Source organism: Streptomyces sp. NPDC054786 (assembly GCF_053611685.1).
Genome location: NZ_JBSHAW010000018.1, coordinates 141,417 through 158,888 on the forward strand (window position 1 = coordinate 141,417; position 17,472 = coordinate 158,888).

The 17,472-nt window shown below is 70.4% G+C and carries 18 protein-coding genes; 10 read left to right on the forward strand and 8 right to left on the reverse strand.

Annotation, left to right across the window (positions count from 1 at the left end):
- Positions 1–143 precede the first annotated feature (143 nt).
- The 4 genes from ACWGI6_RS17225 (at position 144) to ACWGI6_RS17240 (ending at position 2,327) form a co-directional block, all read left to right on the forward strand.
- A complete protein-coding gene (locus ACWGI6_RS17225) occupies positions 144–308 on the forward strand; it encodes a membrane protein (protein WP_018089307.1) in 165 nt (54 codons plus the stop codon).
- Between the two features lie 38 nt (positions 309–346).
- Positions 347–1,036 (forward strand): pilus assembly protein TadG-related protein, encoded by a 690-nt coding sequence (locus ACWGI6_RS17230; protein ID WP_453268277.1) that lies wholly within the window; start codon positions 347–349, stop codon positions 1,034–1,036.
- A 69-nt stretch (positions 1,037–1,105) separates the two neighbouring features.
- Positions 1,106–1,690 (forward strand): hypothetical protein, encoded by a 585-nt coding sequence (locus ACWGI6_RS17235; protein ID WP_453268278.1) that lies wholly within the window; start codon positions 1,106–1,108, stop codon positions 1,688–1,690.
- A 10-nt stretch (positions 1,691–1,700) separates the two neighbouring features.
- Positions 1,701–2,327 carry an OmpA family protein gene (locus tag ACWGI6_RS17240; RefSeq protein ID WP_453268279.1) on the forward strand — a complete coding sequence of 209 codons (627 nt, stop codon included), beginning with the start codon at positions 1,701–1,703 and terminating at the stop codon, positions 2,325–2,327.
- A 146-nt stretch (positions 2,328–2,473) separates the two neighbouring features.
- On the opposite strand, the gene ACWGI6_RS17245 is transcribed toward ACWGI6_RS17240, so the two are convergent.
- A complete protein-coding gene (locus tag ACWGI6_RS17245; RefSeq protein ID WP_393906795.1) occupies positions 2,474–2,827 on the reverse strand; it encodes a DUF192 domain-containing protein in 354 nt (117 codons plus the stop codon).
- 93 nt (positions 2,828–2,920) lie between these two features.
- On the opposite strand from ACWGI6_RS17245, the gene ACWGI6_RS17250 reads away from it, so the two are divergent.
- Positions 2,921–3,655 carry a prepilin peptidase gene (locus ACWGI6_RS17250; RefSeq protein ID WP_453268280.1) on the forward strand — a complete coding sequence of 245 codons (735 nt, stop codon included), beginning with the start codon at positions 2,921–2,923 and terminating at the stop codon, positions 3,653–3,655.
- Positions 3,656–4,047: 392 nt separating this feature from the next.
- Here ACWGI6_RS17250 and mgrA read toward each other — a convergent pair whose 3' ends face one another.
- Positions 4,048–5,079: an L-glyceraldehyde 3-phosphate reductase gene (gene mgrA, locus ACWGI6_RS17255; protein ID WP_453268281.1), complete on the reverse strand. Its 1,032-nt coding sequence runs from the start codon at positions 5,077–5,079 to the stop codon at positions 4,048–4,050.
- Positions 5,080–5,219: 140 nt separating this feature from the next.
- On the opposite strand from mgrA, the gene ACWGI6_RS17260 reads away from it, so the two are divergent.
- From ACWGI6_RS17260 to ACWGI6_RS17275, 4 genes are all read left to right on the forward strand, one after another.
- The gene (locus ACWGI6_RS17260; RefSeq protein WP_453268294.1) at positions 5,220–5,999 is read left to right on the forward strand and encodes an isoprenyl transferase; all 780 of its coding nucleotides are present in this window, start codon (positions 5,220–5,222) and stop codon (positions 5,997–5,999) included.
- Positions 6,000–6,587: 588 nt separating this feature from the next.
- Positions 6,588–7,910, forward strand: a complete 1,323-nt coding sequence (locus ACWGI6_RS17265; protein WP_453268282.1) for a PhoH family protein — start codon at positions 6,588–6,590, stop codon at positions 7,908–7,910.
- Positions 7,911–8,313: 403 nt separating this feature from the next.
- Positions 8,314–9,015 (forward strand): aggregation-promoting factor C-terminal-like domain-containing protein, encoded by a 702-nt coding sequence (locus ACWGI6_RS17270; protein ID WP_393906799.1) that lies wholly within the window; start codon positions 8,314–8,316, stop codon positions 9,013–9,015.
- Between the two features lie 127 nt (positions 9,016–9,142).
- Positions 9,143–10,642, forward strand: a complete 1,500-nt coding sequence (locus ACWGI6_RS17275) for an AI-2E family transporter (protein WP_453268283.1) — start codon at positions 9,143–9,145, stop codon at positions 10,640–10,642.
- A gap of 81 nt (positions 10,643–10,723) precedes the next feature.
- On the opposite strand, the gene ACWGI6_RS17280 is transcribed toward ACWGI6_RS17275, so the two are convergent.
- Both ACWGI6_RS17280 and ACWGI6_RS17285 read right to left on the reverse strand, forming a co-directional pair.
- The gene (locus tag ACWGI6_RS17280; protein ID WP_244418910.1) at positions 10,724–11,257 is read right to left on the reverse strand and encodes an alkyl hydroperoxide reductase; all 534 of its coding nucleotides are present in this window, start codon (positions 11,255–11,257) and stop codon (positions 10,724–10,726) included.
- Positions 11,258–11,289: 32 nt separating this feature from the next.
- Complete coding sequence (locus ACWGI6_RS17285; protein WP_030084285.1) at positions 11,290–11,844, reverse strand: peroxiredoxin; 555 nt, start codon at positions 11,842–11,844, stop codon at positions 11,290–11,292.
- A gap of 132 nt (positions 11,845–11,976) precedes the next feature.
- On the opposite strand from ACWGI6_RS17285, the gene ACWGI6_RS17290 reads away from it, so the two are divergent.
- Positions 11,977–12,936: a LysR substrate-binding domain-containing protein gene (locus ACWGI6_RS17290; protein ID WP_453268284.1), complete on the forward strand. Its 960-nt coding sequence runs from the start codon at positions 11,977–11,979 to the stop codon at positions 12,934–12,936.
- Between the two features lie 100 nt (positions 12,937–13,036).
- Here ACWGI6_RS17290 and ACWGI6_RS17295 read toward each other — a convergent pair whose 3' ends face one another.
- From ACWGI6_RS17295 to ACWGI6_RS17310, 4 genes are read right to left on the reverse strand one after another with little or no spacing between them, the layout of a single operon-like run.
- Positions 13,037–13,636 carry a dihydrofolate reductase family protein gene (locus ACWGI6_RS17295; protein WP_453268285.1) on the reverse strand — a complete coding sequence of 200 codons (600 nt, stop codon included), beginning with the start codon at positions 13,634–13,636 and terminating at the stop codon, positions 13,037–13,039.
- Positions 13,637–13,693: 57 nt separating this feature from the next.
- A complete protein-coding gene (locus ACWGI6_RS17300) occupies positions 13,694–16,111 on the reverse strand; it encodes an FtsX-like permease family protein (RefSeq protein WP_453268286.1) in 2,418 nt (805 codons plus the stop codon).
- A complete protein-coding gene (locus ACWGI6_RS17305; RefSeq protein WP_453268287.1) occupies positions 16,108–16,797 on the reverse strand; it encodes an ABC transporter ATP-binding protein in 690 nt (229 codons plus the stop codon). Before ACWGI6_RS17305 ends, ACWGI6_RS17300 begins: the two co-directional genes overlap by 4 nt.
- Positions 16,794–17,318, reverse strand: coding sequence for a PadR family transcriptional regulator (locus ACWGI6_RS17310; protein WP_393906806.1), 525 nt, complete (start codon positions 17,316–17,318; stop codon positions 16,794–16,796). The genes ACWGI6_RS17305 and ACWGI6_RS17310 overlap by 4 nt, the downstream gene beginning before the upstream one ends.
- Positions 17,319–17,472: the final 154 nt, after the last annotated feature.

Here is a 17,472-nt window from a genome sequence, read left to right on the forward strand (position 1 = left end):
AGAGGATGGGGTACGGAATCCCTGTTCCGGGCACGCTGTTCCGGCGTACTTTTCTCGTGTCGTGAGCGCGGTCGAACGCGCCGGCACCACGGGGACAGACCAGCCGGACCAGAGCGGTACGGCCGCCCATGGAGGGGAAGACGATGGCGAAGCGTATTTTGGGGAACGACCGAGGACAGACCTCGATCGAGTACCTCGGCATCATCGCGGTGGTCGTGGCGATCGTCCTGGTCCTGTCGACCACGGACTTCGGCAGTCAGATCGCGAACGCCATCGCCAACAAGATCTCCGACGTCGTCGGTATTTAGGCCCCGCCGCTGCCGCCACTGTCGTGCCGGTCACCGTCATGCGCCGCCGGCGCGACGCCGGGCAGGCCTTCCCGCTCTACATCGTGGCGGTCGGGGGCCTGCTCTTTCTCGCGCTCGCCTTCTTCGCCGTCGGGCAGGCCGCGGCCACCCGCAACGGCGCCCAGACCGCCGCCGACGCGGCCGCGCTCGCCGCCGGCCAGAAGTACCGCGATCTGCTGACCAAGGGCATTCTCGACGGCCTGCGCGACGGCAGCTACGAGAGCAACCTGACCGTCTGGAAGGACCTGCTGAACGGGCGCGGCGCCCCGTCCGGAGCGGCCTGCGAGAGCGCGGGCTGGTTCGCCGAGCGGAACGGCGCCGGGCTCTCCGGCTCCGGCTCCGGTGCCGGCTGCACCCCGGACTCCTGGCCCACCTCGTTCGCCGTCGCGGTCACCACCCGCAACGCCGTGGGCAATTCGGTCATCCCGATCACCAAGAGCACCCATGCGCAGGCCGAGGCGAAGTCCGTCGTCGCGCCCCGCTGCACCCTCGATCCCGCCAAGGACGGCACGGCCGAGCCGGACACCAAGGGCCGGGAAAAGGACAAGGCCGGCAAGGACGGCAAGGGCAAGGACGGCCCCGGGCCCATCGGGATCACCTGCGACGGAAAGCGCTGGACGCTCGACCCCGACCACCTCCAGCATCTCCCCGACGCCGCCGACCTCTTCTCCGTACGCCTCGCCCATTGACCGGCCACCCCCACACCCCCCGACCCGCACTCCGAGACGACCAGACGACGATCAAAGGAATCGCATCCAATGAGCATTCGGCGCACCACGAAGGCCGCCAGGGGAGCGGTCGCCATGGCGAGCGCTGTCGGCCTGGCTCTCGTCGTGGCCGGCTGTGGTGGTGGCGACGGCGGCGCGAAGGGGTCGGACGGCAACAAGCCGCCGGCCCGCAGCACCGCCCCCAAGGGCAGCGGCCCCGGCAGCCCGGCGGCCGACTCCGACAAGGTGATCGGGGAGATGAAGGGGCCGGACGGCGTGGTGGTCACCCTGCACTCCGTCGTCCGTGACTCCGGTGGCTTCGTCACCGTCAACGGCACGGTGTCCAACCACGGCAACCGCGCCTTCAACGCGATCGACTGGCGCTCCAACGAGACCGAGCTGCGGTCCCGTTCCTCCATCTCCGGAGCCACCCTCGTCGACAAGGCGGGCAAGAAACGGTATTTGGTGCTGCGCGACACCAATGGCGAATGCCTGTGCACCACCGGCCTCAGCGGTCTGATGCCGGGAGCCAGCCGCCCGATCTTCGCGCAGTTCCCGGCGCCGCCGGCCAAGGTGACCCAGGTCGACTTCCAATTGCCGACCATGCCCCCGGCCAACGTGCAGATCACGGATTGAGCGGGTACCGATGACCGCGACCCAGATGCCCCGAGGACGCCGCGCGCCCCGTACGGCCGTCACCGCCGCCGTCGCCCTGCTGCTGACCGCGGCGCTGACGGTCCCCGCCGCCCATGCCGATCCGCCGGGCCTGACCGAGGACTCCAGCCCCCCGGTGCACATCGACCCGAACGACCCCGACCTGCGGATGGTCCAGGGCGCCAAGCTCGCCGCCTCCAAGGTCCTCAACATCAAGTCCATCGTCGAGACCGACGACGGCTCCGAGCGCCGCCAGGACACCAACGACAATGTGACCTTCTCGCTCCAGGCGGAGGTCCTGTTCGACAAGGACAGCGCCAAGCTGTCGTCGGACGCGCTGTCGCGCATCGGCACCATCGCGACGGAGATCAAGAAGCAGAACGCCACCCGCCTCCGGGTCTTCGGCTTCACCGACAATCTCGGCTCGGCGAGCCACGGCCTGGTCCTGTCCAAGAAGCGGGCCAACGCCGTCCAACAGGAGCTGGCCAAGGACCTCGGCTCGTCCATCAGCTTCCAGATCCGCGGCTACGGCGAGCAGTACCCGATCGCCGACAACAGCACCGAGGCGGGCCGCAAGAAGAACCGCCGGGTCGAGGTCAGCTTCCCGCGCACCTCGTGACCGCGGCCGCAGCCGGAGCCGCCCCGAGCGGGACCGGTCGCCTCCTGCGGCGGACGGAGCGGGGCGGCGCGCCCGCCGTCGTCCGCCCCGCGTATGCGGCGGTGTTGCCCGCCTCCCGGGCGCGGCAGCACGCCGTGCCCGGCCCGTCAGCGGGCCGGGTCGAGACCGAGCCGGAGGCCGGGGCGCAGGCCCCAGCGCGCCATCGCACCGGCCTCCGCCTCCAGGACGTGACGGGCCCGGAGGCGGGGGAGCCCCAGCCGGCCCGGACGCATGGTGCGTACGGCCAGCACTGTGAAGTCCCGGCTCAGATAGGCGACATCGATCGCAAACCGCATCCGGAAGGTGTGCACACTGCTCGCCGGGGTCAGCAACAGCGCCCCCTCGATGCCCTCGCGGCCCAGCAGTCCGCGGGTGCGGGCCCGGTAGGACGCCGCGATCTCCACCGGAATGCCGGCATTCGCGCCGTGCAGAATCCCCGGGCCGTTCTCCCAACGCGCCATGCACAGCGTTCTATCAGCTCCCGCGCGCCGGTTCCGTCCCCTGCCCCGGTTCCGTCCCCCACCTTGGAGCCGGACAGGCTCTAGGGTCGGCACGTGTCAGTGATGCTGATGGTTCTCGCCGCCGTCTACGGGACCGCGGCCGGGCTGTTCCTACCGCGGCCCGCCCACCGGATGGCCGTCGGGCCCGAGGAGCCGTGGCGCGCGGTCTGTCCCGGGGGGCATGCGATCACGGGGGTGGCGCGGGGCTGGCTGGGGCGGGGGCACTGCCCGGACTGCGGGGCCTACGGGCCGGGAGTGCTGCCGACGGCGGCGGCCACGGCGCTGGCCTGTGCGGCCCTGGCGGCCGCCACCGGGCCACGGCTGGAACTCGTCGCCTGGCTGGTGATGACGCCGGTCGCGGTGCTGCTGGTGGCCGTCGACTGGCGGGTGAGGCGCCTCCCGGACGAGCTGACGCTGCCGCTCGCCGTGGTGGCGGCGGCGCTGCTGGGGTCCGTCGGCTGGCTCACGGGGGAGGCCGGGGCGTGGCGGCGGGCACTGCTGGGCGGCCTGTTCCTGGGCGCGGGCTACCTCCTGCTCTACGTCGTCAACCCGCGCGGGATCGGGCTGGGCGACGTCAAGCTGGCGGTCGGGCTGGGCGTCGCCCTGGGGTGGTACGGCTGGCGCACCCTCGTCACCGGCGGTGCGGCGGGGGTGCTGATCGGTGCGCTCTACGGTGCGGGGCTGATGATCGTCCGGCGGGACGCACGGAGCACGGCGATGCCCCTGGGGCCCTTCATGATCCTCGGGGCGTTCTGCGGGCTGCTCCTGGGCGCCGCCGCGGACGCCTGACCGCGGGCCCTGCAGCCGTGGCGGACGGGTCTCCTCCACGGGACCCGCGGCCGTATCGGACAGGTCTCCTCCGCGGCCCCCCGGCCGTACGGACGGATTTCCTCCGCGGGCCCTGCCCCCGGCCCCGGCCCCCTCCTGGGCCGGCGCCACGCCGTCGTGCGCGCCGGTGCGCGGAACATCCCTCCCGCGGGGTTATGGTGGAAACCCCCCCTCGGGCCGGTCCGTATCCCCCCCACGGACCGGCCCGCTTTTTGTTCGGTGCACCGGCCGGTCCGTGCACCGGCGGCGCCGTCACCCGTGGAGAGCGCCGGGCACCCCGGGGGAGCGCAGGCACCCACGGCTGCACGGCACACCCCGGTGACGGCGTTCGGCCCGTTCCGCCGGGCCGGGCGCTACCGCCGAGCCCAGATGTTCACGCCGTCCGTCGTCTTCGCGAACTCGTCGATCTCGGCCAGCTCGGCGTCCGTGATCCCGGGGGCGTCGAGGGCGGCGATATTGGCCTCCAGCTGGGCGACGCTGCTGGCGCCGATCAGGGCGGAGGTCATCCGCTCGTCGCGGAGCACCCAGCCCAGGGCGAGCTGGGCCAGCGACTGGCCGCGGCGGGCCGCGATGTCGTTGAGGCCGCGGAGGCGGCGTACGACCTCGTCGGACAGCAGGTCCGGGTCCAGGGACTTGCCCTGGGAGGCGCGCGAGCCCTCGGGGATCCCTTGCAGGTACTTGTCCGTGAGCATGCCCTGCGCAAGTGGTGCGAAGGAGATGCAGCCCATGCCCTCGGCTTCGAGGGTGTCCAGCAGCAGATCGTCCTCGGTCCAGCGGTTGATCATCGAGTACGAGGGCTGGTGGATCAGTGCAGGGACCCCCATACCGCGCAAGATTCCGGCCGCTTCACGGGTCTGGTCGGCGTTGTAGGAGGAAACCCCGGCATACAGGGCCTTGCCCTGCTGGACGGCGGACGCCAGCGCGCCCATCGTCTCCTCCAGCGGGGTGTCCGGATCGAAGCGGTGCGAGTAGAAGATATCGACGTAATCGACGCCCATCCGCTTCAGTGAGGCATCCAACGACGAGAGGAGATATTTCCGCGAACCCCATTCTCCGTAGGGGCCGGGGTGCATCAGATATCCGGCCTTCGTCGAGAGAATCATCTCGTCGCGGTAGCCGCGGAAGTCCTGCGCGAAGATCTTTCCGAAGTTCAGCTCGGCGGACCCGGGTGGCGGGCCGTAGTTGTTGGCCAGATCGAAGTGGGTCACGCCCAGGTCGAAGGCGCGGCGCAGGATGTCCCGCTGGGAGCTCAGGGTGCGGTCATCCCCGAAGTTGTGCCAGAGTCCAAGGGAGATGGCGGGGAGTTTGAGTCCACTGCGACCCGTTCTCCGGTACTTCATCGAGTCGTAGCGGGAATCCGCTGCGCGGTAGTCGGTGCCAGTCATGCTCATCTCCCTATCACGTACTTGTGACCTACCTGATTGGGCTGTCGACACAGCCGAGAAGTAAAGTTGCCCACTTGAGGCGACGGGGCGACCGCCATTGGCACGGAGGGGCTGGACCACACATGCTGCGATCTTCCGGGATGCGCATCCCTTATCCGCCTGCACTGCGCAATCTGGTCTACCGGCTGTACGCGCGCAGGGTGGAGGGTCGCCTGGATCACACCCAGGTGCCCAAGCACATCGGCGTCATCCTGGACGGCAACCGGCGCTGGGCGCGGGCCGACGGGCGGACGACCGAGCAGGGCCACCAGGCCGGCGCGGCCAAGATCAGTGAGCTGCTCGGCTGGTGCGAGGAGACCGACGTCGAGGTGGTCACGCTCTGGCTGCTGTCGACGGACAACCTCGACCGGCCCGAGGCGGAGCTGAAGCCGCTGCTGGGCATCATCGAGAACACCGTCCGCGATCTGGCCGCCGACGGCCGCTGGCGGGTGCACCACGTCGGCAACCGCGATCTGCTGCCCACCGCCACCCAGCAGGTGCTCAAGGGGTCCGAGCAGGCCACCCGTGACAACACCGGCGTGCTGGTGAATGTCGCGATCGGCTACGGCGGCCGGCAGGAGATCGCCGATGCGGTGCGCTCGCTGCTGCTGGACCACGCCGAGCGCGGCACCTCCTTCGAGGAGCTCGCCGAGATCGTCGACATCGATCTGATCTCCGAACACCTCTACACCCGCGGCCAGCCCGACCCGGATCTGGTGATCCGTACGAGCGGCGAGCAGCGGCTGTCGGGCTTCATGCTGTGGCAGAGCGCCCATTCGGAGTACTACTTCTGCGAAGTTTTCTGGCCGGCGTTCCGGAAGGTCGACTTCCTGCGTGCCCTGCGCGACTACGCCGCCCGGCACCGCCGCTACGGCTTCTAGGGAGCGCCCGACGGGCAGGGCCGGACAGGCCCTGGGCCCTCCGCTTCGTTCCGCCAGGCGAGTTGCTTTTGCACCCCATACGTCTGCTACATCCCTGATGTCCTTGACGCCCCGATATCACAGGGTGTCACCAGGCCCCGCCGGTCCCATGCGCCGCTGGCGGGGCCTCTTCTGACGCAGCTTCCTCTCGGGTACCACCTTTGCGTCGACGGCGCTCGGCGAGCACGTGTAACCCAAGGTTCACCGACCGTGCGTCATATGCCGTGGCATGGCTACGCGGGTTCGAGGGAATATCCCTTCCAGGTCGGCGTCCGGAACAAGCCATCGGGCGCCGCATCTCAGCGGACGGCATGGGGCCGTCCGCCCGGGAGGCCCTTTGCACATCACGGAGGTCCGTGCGCACCGCACGGTCGACGCGGAGGGCCGGCGCTCGGCCCGCGCATTGTGGTCCGAGCCCGGTCCGGTCACTAGATGGCCGGGGTTCTCGGGGACGCCGCCCAGCGGTAGCTGGACGAGCGGTGGCCCCGGGAGAACACCGCCCCGCGACGCCGTCGCACCCCAACCTCATCCGAGGGGGTTCGTCCACCCGTGGTGAACATCAAGCAGCGCCGTGAGCACGACCGGCGCACTTATGTCGTTGACACCAGTGTGCTGCTGGCGGATCCAGGCGCCATGGCCCGCTTCGACGAGCACGAAGTCGTGCTGCCGGTCGTCGTGGTCACGGAACTGGAGGCCAAGAGGCACCACCCCGAGCTCGGCTACTTCGCGCGGCAGGCGCTGCGTCTGCTGGACGAGTACCGGGTGCAGTTCGGGCGGCTGGACGCGCCCATCCCCATCGGGGATCTCGGCGGGACACTCCGGGTCGAGCTGAACCACTCCGACCCCGGAATCCTGCCCGCGGGCTTCCGGCTCGGTGACAACGACTCGCGGATCCTCGCCGTGGCACGCAATCTGCAGGCCGAGGGGTACGACGTCACGGTCGTCTCCAAGGATCTGCCGCTGCGTATCAAGGCGTCCTCGGTCGGGCTGCTGGCCGAGGAGTACCGCGCCGAGCTGGCGATCACCGACTCCGGCTGGACGGGGATGGCCGAGCTGACCGTCTCCGCCGAGCAGATCGACGACCTGTTCGCCGCCGAGACCGCCCACGTACCGGAAGTCTCCGAACTTCCGGTGCATACCGGACTTGTGCTGCAGTCCGATCGCGGCAAGGCGCTCGGCCGGGTCACCGCGGAGGGTGCGGTCCGGCTGGTGCGGGGCGACCGGGAGGCGTTCGGGATCCACGGCCGCAGCGCCGAGCAGCGGATCGCGCTGGATCTGCTGCTCGACCCGGACGTCGGCATCGTCTCGATGGGCGGCCGGGCCGGTACGGGCAAGTCGGCGCTGGCGCTGTGTGCGGGCCTGGAGGCCGTATTGGAGCGCCGGCAGCACCGCAAGGTGATGGTGTTCCGCCCGCTGTACGCCGTCGGCGGGCAGGAGCTGGGCTATCTGCCGGGCAGCGAGGCGGAGAAAATGAGCCCCTGGGCCCAGGCCGTCTTCGACACGTTGTCCGCGGTGACCAGCAAGGACGTCATCGAAGAGGTGGTGGGGCGCGGCATGTTGGAGGTGCTGCCGCTGACCCATATCCGCGGGCGTTCGCTGCATGACGCGTTCGTCATCGTGGACGAGGCCCAGTCCCTGGAGCGCAACGTCCTTTTGACGGTTCTGTCCCGTATTGGCGCCAACTCCCGGGTCGTGCTGACCCACGACGTCGCGCAGCGCGACAACCTCCGGGTCGGGCGGTACGACGGGGTGGTCGCGGTCGTCGAGAAGCTGAAGGGGCATCCGCTGTTCGCCCACGTCACGCTGAACCGCTCGGAGCGTTCGCCGATCGCGGCACTGGTGACCGAATTGCTGGAGGACGGCAGGATCTGACCGGTTGTGAACACGGCGCCGCCCGGCAAAAGCGAAGGAGCTTAGCCGGGCGGCGCAGTGCTGCGAGTGGATATCCGAAAATCATTTGCCGTAAACGAGGTGTGAGCTTTCACACCCAGTGGGGAATTGCCTCGCGGCGTCCCGGTCGGGCAGAGTCTGGGTCCTGTCAGGCCCCGCATACGGCATCAAGCACCCCCAGCGGTGTGCAGAACCAACGAACTTCATAGCGATGCGCCGTATGCCGCCCGAGCACCACGCGGACCCCGAGGGGGACGTACCGGGCCAGTGCCTCCCGTGACCAGTCGGACCCCCTCAACAGGGCCCGGAACAAGGGGAGGCCAGCGTCAGGGGCACGATTGCGCCCGCGAGGTCACCTATGTGGGCGATGCTGGAAGGAAATCGTGTGAGCCGGATCTCGGTCCGGGGATTCGCCGTGGCATCCGCCACCGCGGTCACCACCGTCGGCGCCGTGGTCGGCGTCGCTGCAGGCAACGAGCCCGCCTCGGTCGGCAACACCGAGGCCACCGCTGCCGACGCGACGATCGCCGACATTCCCGCGGGCGCACAGGCCCAGGTGCAGACGGCTTCCCTGACACAGCAGGCGGACGACCAGTCCACCCAGGCGGACACGGCAGCGCTGAAGTCCGCTCAGGAGTCGGCCCGCAAGGCTGCTGCTGAGACCGCGAAGAGCAAGAAGGACGCGGCGGACGAGGCGAAGGCCAAGAAGGAAGCCGACGCGCGCAAGAAGAAGGAGCTGGCCGCGTCCCGCTCCTCGTCGCGCGACGTGGGCGACCTCCTCGGCAAGAGCTCGTACTCCATTTCCGAGACGCAGGCCATCGCGCGGCAGATGATGGCCGGCGACCAGTTCCAGTGCTTCAGCAACATCGTGGACCACGAGTCCGGCTGGAACTACAAGGCCACCAACGCCGGCTCGGGCGCCTACGGGCTCGTCCAGGCGCTGCCCGGCTCCAAGATGTCCTCGGCGGGCTCCGACTGGCAGACCAACCCGGCCACCCAGATCAAGTGGGGGCTGAACTACATGAACGACCGCTACGGCAGCCCCTGTGGCGCCTGGTCGTTCTGGCAGGCCAACAGCTGGTACTAGGCCCGCCGGCAGTACCACCGCACTTCCGAAACCCCCGAACGCGGCAGCGTCGGGGGTTTCGTGCGTCCGGCGCAGGTAACGTCGTGCCCGTCAGATTGTGGCGCGTGGGAGGGGAAGAGGAAGGAACATGTCCAGATTGCCTCAGTGGGTCGGTGGCCTCGGCACCGGTCTGACGCGGCTCTCGCAGCGGCTGGAGGAACAGCGCCGCCGCGCGGAGGCCGCCGCAGTGGCCGTCGACCCGGAAGAGCTGAGGCGTGCCGGGCACGCGGACGTCCCCGTGGCCGACGCCGTGGCCGACGACTCCCCGGCGCGCGACGGTGCGCTGAGCACGCTCACCGTCCCCCGTACGCAGCTGCCGGAGGCGAAGGACGGGGTGCCGCACCCCGCGACGGAGCTCGTCTCGCCGTCCCCCGAAGCCGTACCGCCGGAGAACGTCCCCCCGCCACCCTCCTACGCCCCCGCGGTCGCGGCCCGCCCGGACCCGGTCGCCGCGGTGCCGTGGGGAGTTCGGGTCGCCGCCGAGGCGGGCTGGCGGCTGCTGGTGCTGGCCGCCACGCTGTGGGTCCTCGCGCGCGTCATCACCACCATCGAACTGGTGGTGCTCTCCTTCATCGCGGCGACGCTGATCACCGCGCTGCTGCAGCCCACCGTGGGCTGGCTGCGTCAGCGCGGGCTGCCGCGCGGGGCGGCCACCGCGCTGACCTTCATCGGCGGGTTCGTCATCATGGGCCTGGTCGGCTGGTTCGTGGTGTGGCAGGTCCAGGACAACATCGACTCGGTCTCCAGCCGCATCCAGGAGGGCATCACCGAGCTCAAGGGCTGGCTGCTGAAGAGCCCGTTCCATGTGACCGAGTCTCAGATCAACCACATCGCCAAGAACCTGCAGGACGCGATCGGCGCCAACACCGAGGCCATCACCTCGGCCGGCCTGGAGGGCGTCACCGTCGTCCTCGAAGTGTTCACCGGCATCCTGCTGGCGATGTTCACCACGCTCTTCCTGCTCTACGACGGCCCGCGGATCTGGAACTGGCTGCTCAAGCTGGTCCCGAGCGCGGCCCGCGAGGGCGTGGCGGGCGCCGGGCCGCGGGCCTGGCGGACGCTGACCGCCTATGTCCGCGGCACGGTGGTCGTCGCCCTGATCGATGCCATCTTCATCGGTATCGGCCTGTACTTCCTCAATGTGCCGCTGGCCGTGCCGCTCGCCGTCTTCATCTTCCTGTTCGCCTTCATCCCGCTGATCGGCGCGGTGGTCTCGGGCGCGCTGGCGTGTGTCATCGCGCTGGTCGCCAATGGCGTGTTCACGGCCCTGATGGTGCTGGCGGTCGTGCTGGCCGTCCAGCAGATCGAAGGCCATGTACTGCAGCCGTTCATCCTGGGCCGGGCGGTGCGGGTCCATCCGCTCGCGGTGATCCTGTCGGTCGCCGCGGGCGGGCTGATCGCGGGCATCGGCGGTGCGGTCGTCGCGGTGCCTCTGGTGGCGGTCACCAACACGGTGGTCGGCTACCTGCGTTCGTACTCCAGGGAACAGGCGGTCCGGATGTCGGTGGCTCCACGCGGCGCCACCGCGATCTCGGTGGCGCCGACCCCGCCCCCGGTGTCGCGCCGGGCCGAGGAGCCCCCGGCGTAGTCCCACCGGCCCCTGGACGCACAGAACCCCGCAGACGTCATGTCTGCGGGGTTCTGTCGGTGTGCGTCGCGCGTGCCGTGCTTACTCGGCGAGCGCGGCCTCGGCGTCGAGGGTGGCGCCGACGGCCTGCAGGACGGACGCGATCTTGACGGCCTCCTGGATCGTCTCGCGGTCCACGCCGGCCTTACGGAGCACCTGCTCGTGCGAGTCCAGGCACATGCCGCAGCCATTGATGGCCGAGACGGCCAGCGACCACAGCTCGAAGTCGACCTTGTCCACGCCCGGGTTGCCGATGACGTTCATCCGCAGACCGGCGCGCAGGTTGCCGTACTCCGGGTCCGACAGCAGGTGCCGGGTCCGGTAGAAGACGTTGTTCATCGCCATGATGGCGGCGGCCGACTTGGCGGCGGTGTACGCCTCGGGGGAGAGGTTCGCCTTCGCCTCCGGCTCCAGCTCGCGCAGCACCTTCGGCGAGCGCGAGGCGATCGCGCAGGCCAGCACGGTGCCCCACAGCTGCTGCTGCGGGAGGTCGCTGTTGCCGATGACCGAGCCGAGATTCAGCTTCAGGTCCTTGGCGTAGTCCGGTACGGCGGACTTCAGTTCGTCGAGAGCCATGTCAGATCAGCCTCCAGTTCGCTAGCTGAGATTCACTCGCCCGAGAGGAGCGCGACCGGGTCGAGGGTCTCGTCGCCCTTGGACCAGTTGCACGGGCACAGCTCGTCGGTCTGCAGGGCGTCGAGGACCCGCAGGACCTCCTTGGGGTTACGGCCGACGGAACCGGCGGTCACCATGGTGAACTGGATCTCGTTGTTCTGGTCGACGATGAAGACGGCGCGCTGCGCGAAGCCGTCCTCGCCCTCGATGCCCAGGTCGCGCATGAGCTCGTGCTTGGAGTCGGCGAGCATCGGGAAGGGCAGGTCGGTCAGGTCCGGGTGGTCCTTGCGCCAGGCGTGGTGCACGAACTCGGAGTCGCCGGAGAAGCCGAGGACCTGGGCGTCACGGTCGGCGAACTCGTCGTTCAGCTTGCCGAAGGCGGCGATCTCGGTGGGGCACACGAAGGTGAAGTCCTTGGGCCACGCGAACACGATCTTCCACTTGCCCTCGTAGGTCTTGTGGTTGATCTGCTCGAACTCCTGGCCCTGCTCCAGCGAGACGCAGGCGGTCAGGTCGAACTCGGGGAACTTGTCTCCGACAGTGAGCACGTACTCTCCTTGTTGCGCGAAAAGTCCCTTTTGAGGTCTTTCCGTGAGGCTTGGACGGGTTACACAGTGCCACAGCGGACATTGATCAGGGAAATAGCTAGACTGGTTGATGTTGATCGGAGGTGGTTATCAGTGGCTTCACCGGCGCATCAGGGCGGCCGGCCACGCCAGCCCAGCCTGGCCCAGCTGCGGGCGTTCGCGGCGGTGGCCGAGCATCTGCATTTCCGCGAGGCGGCGGCCGAGATCGGTATGAGCCAGCCCGCGCTGTCCGGGGCGGTCTCCGCACTGGAGGAGACCCTCGGAGTGCAGCTGCTGGAGCGTACGACGCGCAAGGTGCTGCTGTCGCCCGCGGGGGAGCGGGTGGCCGCACGGGCCCGCACGGTCCTGGAGGCCGTCGGCGATCTGATGGAGGAGGCGGAGGCGGCCCGCGCGCCGTTCACGGGCGTGCTGCGGCTCGGCGTCATCCCGACCGTCGCCCCGTATCTGCTGCCCGCCGTCCTGCGGCTGGTCCATGGGACCTACCCCGACCTGGACCTCCAGGTGCATGAGGAACAGACCGCCTCCCTCCTGGACGGCCTGTCCCACGGACGCCTCGACCTGCTCCTGCTCGCCGTGCCGCTCGGCGTCCCCCAGATCACCGAACTCCCGCTCTTCGACGAGGACTTCGTCCTGGTCGCCCCCAAGGAGCACTGGCTCGGCGGCCGCGGCGACATCCCGCGCCAGGCGCTCCAGGAACTGGACCTGCTGCTGCTCGACGAGGGCCACTGCCTCCGCGACCAGGCCCTGGACATCTGCCGGGAGGCCGGCCGGGACGAGAACACCCCCGTGACGACCAGCGCGGCGGGCCTGTCCACCCTGGTGCAACTGGTGGCCGGCGGCCTCGGCGTGACGCTGCTGCCACGCACCGCGCTACGGGTCGAAACCGGCCGCAACGACCAGCTCACGACCGGCTACTTCGCCGATCCTGCACCCTCGCGACGGATCGCCCTCGCCATGCGGACGGGCGCCGCACGCCAGGGGGAGTTCGAGGAGTTCGCGGGGGCACTGCGCAAGGCGTTGCGGGGGTTGCCGGTGCGGATGGTGGGGGGATGAGAGGCGGCGCGCCGTCACCGGGACTGCGCCCGGCGCGCTCCGCGCAGGGCCGGGTCCACCCGTGCGCGAAGGCGCCGGCCCTGCGGCGCTCCGGCAGTTCTCAGGCCGTGCCGGCCCGGTCGTACGTCAGGAAGGCCGCGCCGCTCTGGAGGACCGTGTGCTCGGTCAGCTCCCAGGTGCGGGGGTCGAAGGCGGTGTCGCGGGAGAAGAGCGGGATGCCGGTGCCGAGGGTGAGCGGGCTGAGCTTGACGATCAGCTGGTCGATCTCCGGGTAGAGCACACCGGCCAGTTCGCTGCCGCCCAGCAGCCAGATGTCCTTGCCGTCCGCGGACTTCAGCTCGCGGGCCTTTGCGACCGGGTCGGTGGCCACCAGCTCCACCGCCGGGGCCGGGCTCTGCGTCATGGTCCGGGAGAAGACGAGGTGCCGCAGGTGCGGGTAGGCGTCGGGGATGCCGGCCCGGAGGCCGATGTCGTAGGTGCGCCGGCCTTCCAGGACGGTGTCGAAGTGCGTTCCCTCGTCGGTGATGCCGAGCGCCGACCTGGCCTGGACGGGCAGGATCTCGGGGAGCTCGGCGGCCAGATGCTTGAGGTAGTCGTCGGCGATCGGCCAGAAGCCGTCCGGGCCGGTGGGGTCCGCGCCGTCAGGGCCGGCGAGGAAGCCGTCGAGGGTGGAAGCGATGCAGTAGACGAGTCGGCGCATGAAGGGTCCCCCTTGGGCAGTTGATGGGCACTGCTGTGGCGAAATGATCTCGCAGATTCATTCCGTACGCAGCCCATCCGGCCGCATCATCCGCCACAGCGGCGGCAGGCTCAGCAGCGTCACGAAGAGGATCATGCCGCCGCCGATACCGGTCATCCCCGCCACCACCGGCCAGTCGACCGTCACCGGGTTGTCGATCATCGTCAGCAGCAGCGCCCCCAGCGCCAGCCCGCAGCCCAGCGCCAGGCCCAGCCCGAGCGCGACGGGGAGGGCGGTCTGCCACAGCACCGACCAGCCCAGGGTGGCGCGGCGGGCGCCGTACGCATCGAGGGTGGACAGCAGCCGGCGGCGCTCGGAGAGCTGCTCGACGGTGGAGATGACCAGGCCCGAGGCGATCAGCAGCAGGGTGAGGGCGGCGCCGGCGAACAGGCCGTCACGGACGCTGGTGTACTGCGCGTCATGCGGATTGTCGATGGCGGAGAACTCGTTCATCGTCGGGTCGATACGGGCCACGGTGTTGCGGATGTACTCCACGGCGTCCGGGGTGCCGCGATCGAAGTCGAGCTTGAACTCGGCGGTGGGGTGGCTGAGCCGGCCGGTGTCGATCGCGGAGGGCGTGGCCAGCAGGTCGTACGAGACGTGGTCGGGGTCGCGTTCGCGGTCGTAGAGCCGGGCGACGCGGGCCGCCGTGGGGATCGTCCAGGGGTGCGGGGTCTGCGGATCTTCGTCGGTGTACGGGGTGTTGAGGCTGATCCTCGCGCCGGGTGCGAGGGCGGCGTCCCGGTCCGTGGCATCGGTGAGGAACACCTCGCCGTCCCGGCAGGAGTCCAGACGGGCCAGACGGCGCAGCTCGGCGCAGCTGCCGACGGCGAGCGTCGAGGGCGGTGCATCGGACGCGGGACGTCCGGCGGCCGGCAGCCGGCCGATGTTCGCGTCGATCGTGCCGCGGACCGCCGTCACTCCGGGGGTGGCACGCAGCGCGGTGAGCGCCCGCTGGGTGTGCGGCCAGCCGTGGGCGTTGCCCCACAGGCCGATCCGCGGGAGCTTGCCGGACTCCGCGTACGCCTGGGCGTAACCGGCCTGCATACCGGTCATGAGCATATGGATCGCGATGGCACCGGCCACCGCGACGGTGATGCCGCTGACCGCACGGGTGGCCGAGCTGCTGTTCAACTGCAGTCGGCGGACCGCCAGTTGCCAGGGAACCGGGCCGCCGCGCAGCCGGCCGACCACCGCGTCCACCAGCCAGGGCAGCAGGACGGTGACGCCGAACAGCAGCAGCATCGAGCCGGTGGCGAGCCGGAAGGTGTTGAGCGGGGTGTCGCGCCACGGCTGTTCCCGGGCCAGCGGCACCAGCAGCAGGGTGCCCACGGCGGGCAGCGCCACCCGCCACCACAGCCGGCGGCGGAGCGCGGGGCGGTTGCGGACGATACCCAGCGGCTCGATGGTGATGCCGCGCTGTGCGAACAGCGTCACCAGGACCGCCGCCGTCGGCACCAGCACGGCGATCAGTGCGGCGGCGAGCGGGGCGGGGGTCACGTCCGAGGGGAAGACATTGACGTCCCACAGCGTGACCGCCGAGGCGAACTGCCGGCCGCCCAGAAACAGCGCGCCGCCTCCCACCAGCCCCAGCAGCGAACCGAACAGCGCCTCACCGGAGGCGATCCGGCGGGTCGTACCGACATCGGCGCCGACCAGCCGGAGCGCGGCCAGCCGGCGCTCGCGGCGCTCATTGCCGAACCGTACGGACGTGCCGATGAAGACCATCACCGGCATCATCAGCGTCACACACGTCATGACCAGGAGGAGCACGACGGGCGCCCGCATCGGCGGTGGCTCCCAGTCCTTGCCGAAGTGGTCGATGCGATAGCCGTCGGCCTGGGCGAGGGTGGCGCTCTGCGCGAGGTAGGTGAGCTCCTGCGGTCCGCGCAGACCGTCGTCGCCGATCACACCGGCCACCTTGTAGTGCAGCCGGTCGCGCAGCAGCGCACCCTGCGGGGAGCCCAGCAGCTCCTTGAGCGCCGGGGAGACCAGCATCCGTCCGGGGCCCGGGAGTTGACCGATGCCGGGAGGTACGGGCGGATGCGCGCCGTCCGGGCGCATCAGGCGGCCGCGGATCGGCGCACCGCGGAAGGTGGTGTCGGCCGAGGTGTAGAGCATGGTGCGGCCGGAGCGCGGCGGAGGGTGTAGCCGGCCCAGGTTCTCCCGGGCCTTCTCCCGGCCGTGCCAGGAGTCCAGCAGGGGCGGTACGGACGAGCAGAGCAGCAGGACGGCCACGCCCAGGGCGACGCCGGCCGCGGTCAGCGCCGTACGGATCCAGCCCTCGCGGCCGCCGCCGGCCGCGAACCGCATCCCCATCACGAGGTCCCGGGCCCAGGCCGCGGGGCCGGTGCGCGGTGCGGCGAGCGGGTCGCGGGGTGCGGGCGCGCCGTCGCCCGCGTGGCCGCTGCCGGTGTGCGGGCGCAGCAGACTCATACCAGGCCCGCCAGCATGTCCTTCACTTTGCCGTCGCGGACCACGATCTCCCGGTCGGAGTAGGCGGCGACCCGGGCCTCGTGGGTGACCAGGACGACCGCGGCGTTGGTGTCCCGGGCGGCGTCGGTCAGCAGGGTCAGTACGCGTTCGCCGTTGAGCGAGTCCAGGGCACCGGTCGGCTCGTCCGCGAAGATGACCCGCGGCCGGGTGACGAGGGCGCGGGCGACCGCGATCCGCTGGCCCTGGCCGCCGGATATCTCGCCGGGCCGCCGGCCGTGCACCTTCTCGACCTCCAGCCGCTCCAGCCACTCGCGGGCCTGCCGCTCGGCCTCCTTGCGCTTGGTGCCGTTCAGCCGCAACGGCAGCGCGACATTCTCCAGAGCGGTCAACTCCGGTACCAGCTGGCCGAACTGGAAGACGAAGCCGAAGTCGGTACGGCGCAGGGCGCTGCGCCGGCCGTCGCTCAGTGCGGTCAGGGTGTGCGGGCCGTAGCGGACGGTGCCGGCGTCCGGACGGATGATCCCGGCGAGGCAGTGCAGCAGGGTCGACTTGCCGGAGCCGGAGGGGCCCATGACGGCGACGACCTCACCCGGGTGGAGGGAGAACTCCGCGCCGTCCAGCGCCGGTGTCACCCCGTAGGTCTTGTACAGCCCCTCCGCCGCGAGCAGGGATCCCTCCGGCGTCATCCGCGGACCGCTTCCGCCAGCTTGTCGAGCCGGGCGGCGGTCAGCTCCAGCCAGCGCAGATCGGCTTCCAGATGGAAGAGCGCGTGGTCGCAGATCAGCTGGTCGGCGAGGTCGCCGGTGCGCTTGCGCTCGGTCAGTCCGCGCATCAGCCGCAGATGTTCGGCGCGCTGGGCGTCCAGCAGCTCGGCGGCGTCGCGGCCGGTCATCAGGGCCAGGACGATCTTGGTGTAGAGCGTCGACTGGAGGTACGGCTCGGGCTTCTCCGGCCGGGCCAGCCACTGGGCGACATCGGTGACCCCGGCGTCCGTGATCGCATACCGCTTGCGTTCCGGGCCGGCGCCGGCCTCCACGGCGTCCACCTCGACCAGGCCGTTCTTCAGCAGCCGGGACATCGTGGAGTAGACCTGCCCGTAGTGCAGCGGCCGGTCCTGGCCGAAGCGTTCGTCGAAGGCCCGCTTGAGGTCGTAGCCATGGCGGGGACCGGACTCCAGGAGGCCCAGCAGCGTGTGACCGATTGACATGCGGGTCACCCTACTCGTGGGTGTCCTGCCGGTGTATACGCGTGCCGTATAGACCGGGTGCCTAGGGCGTGTCGTTTGGATCATGGCGGGCTCGCGGGGTCTGGCACGCACGCTCGCCGCGTTGTCGTCACTCGCCGACGCTCCGCGTCGACTC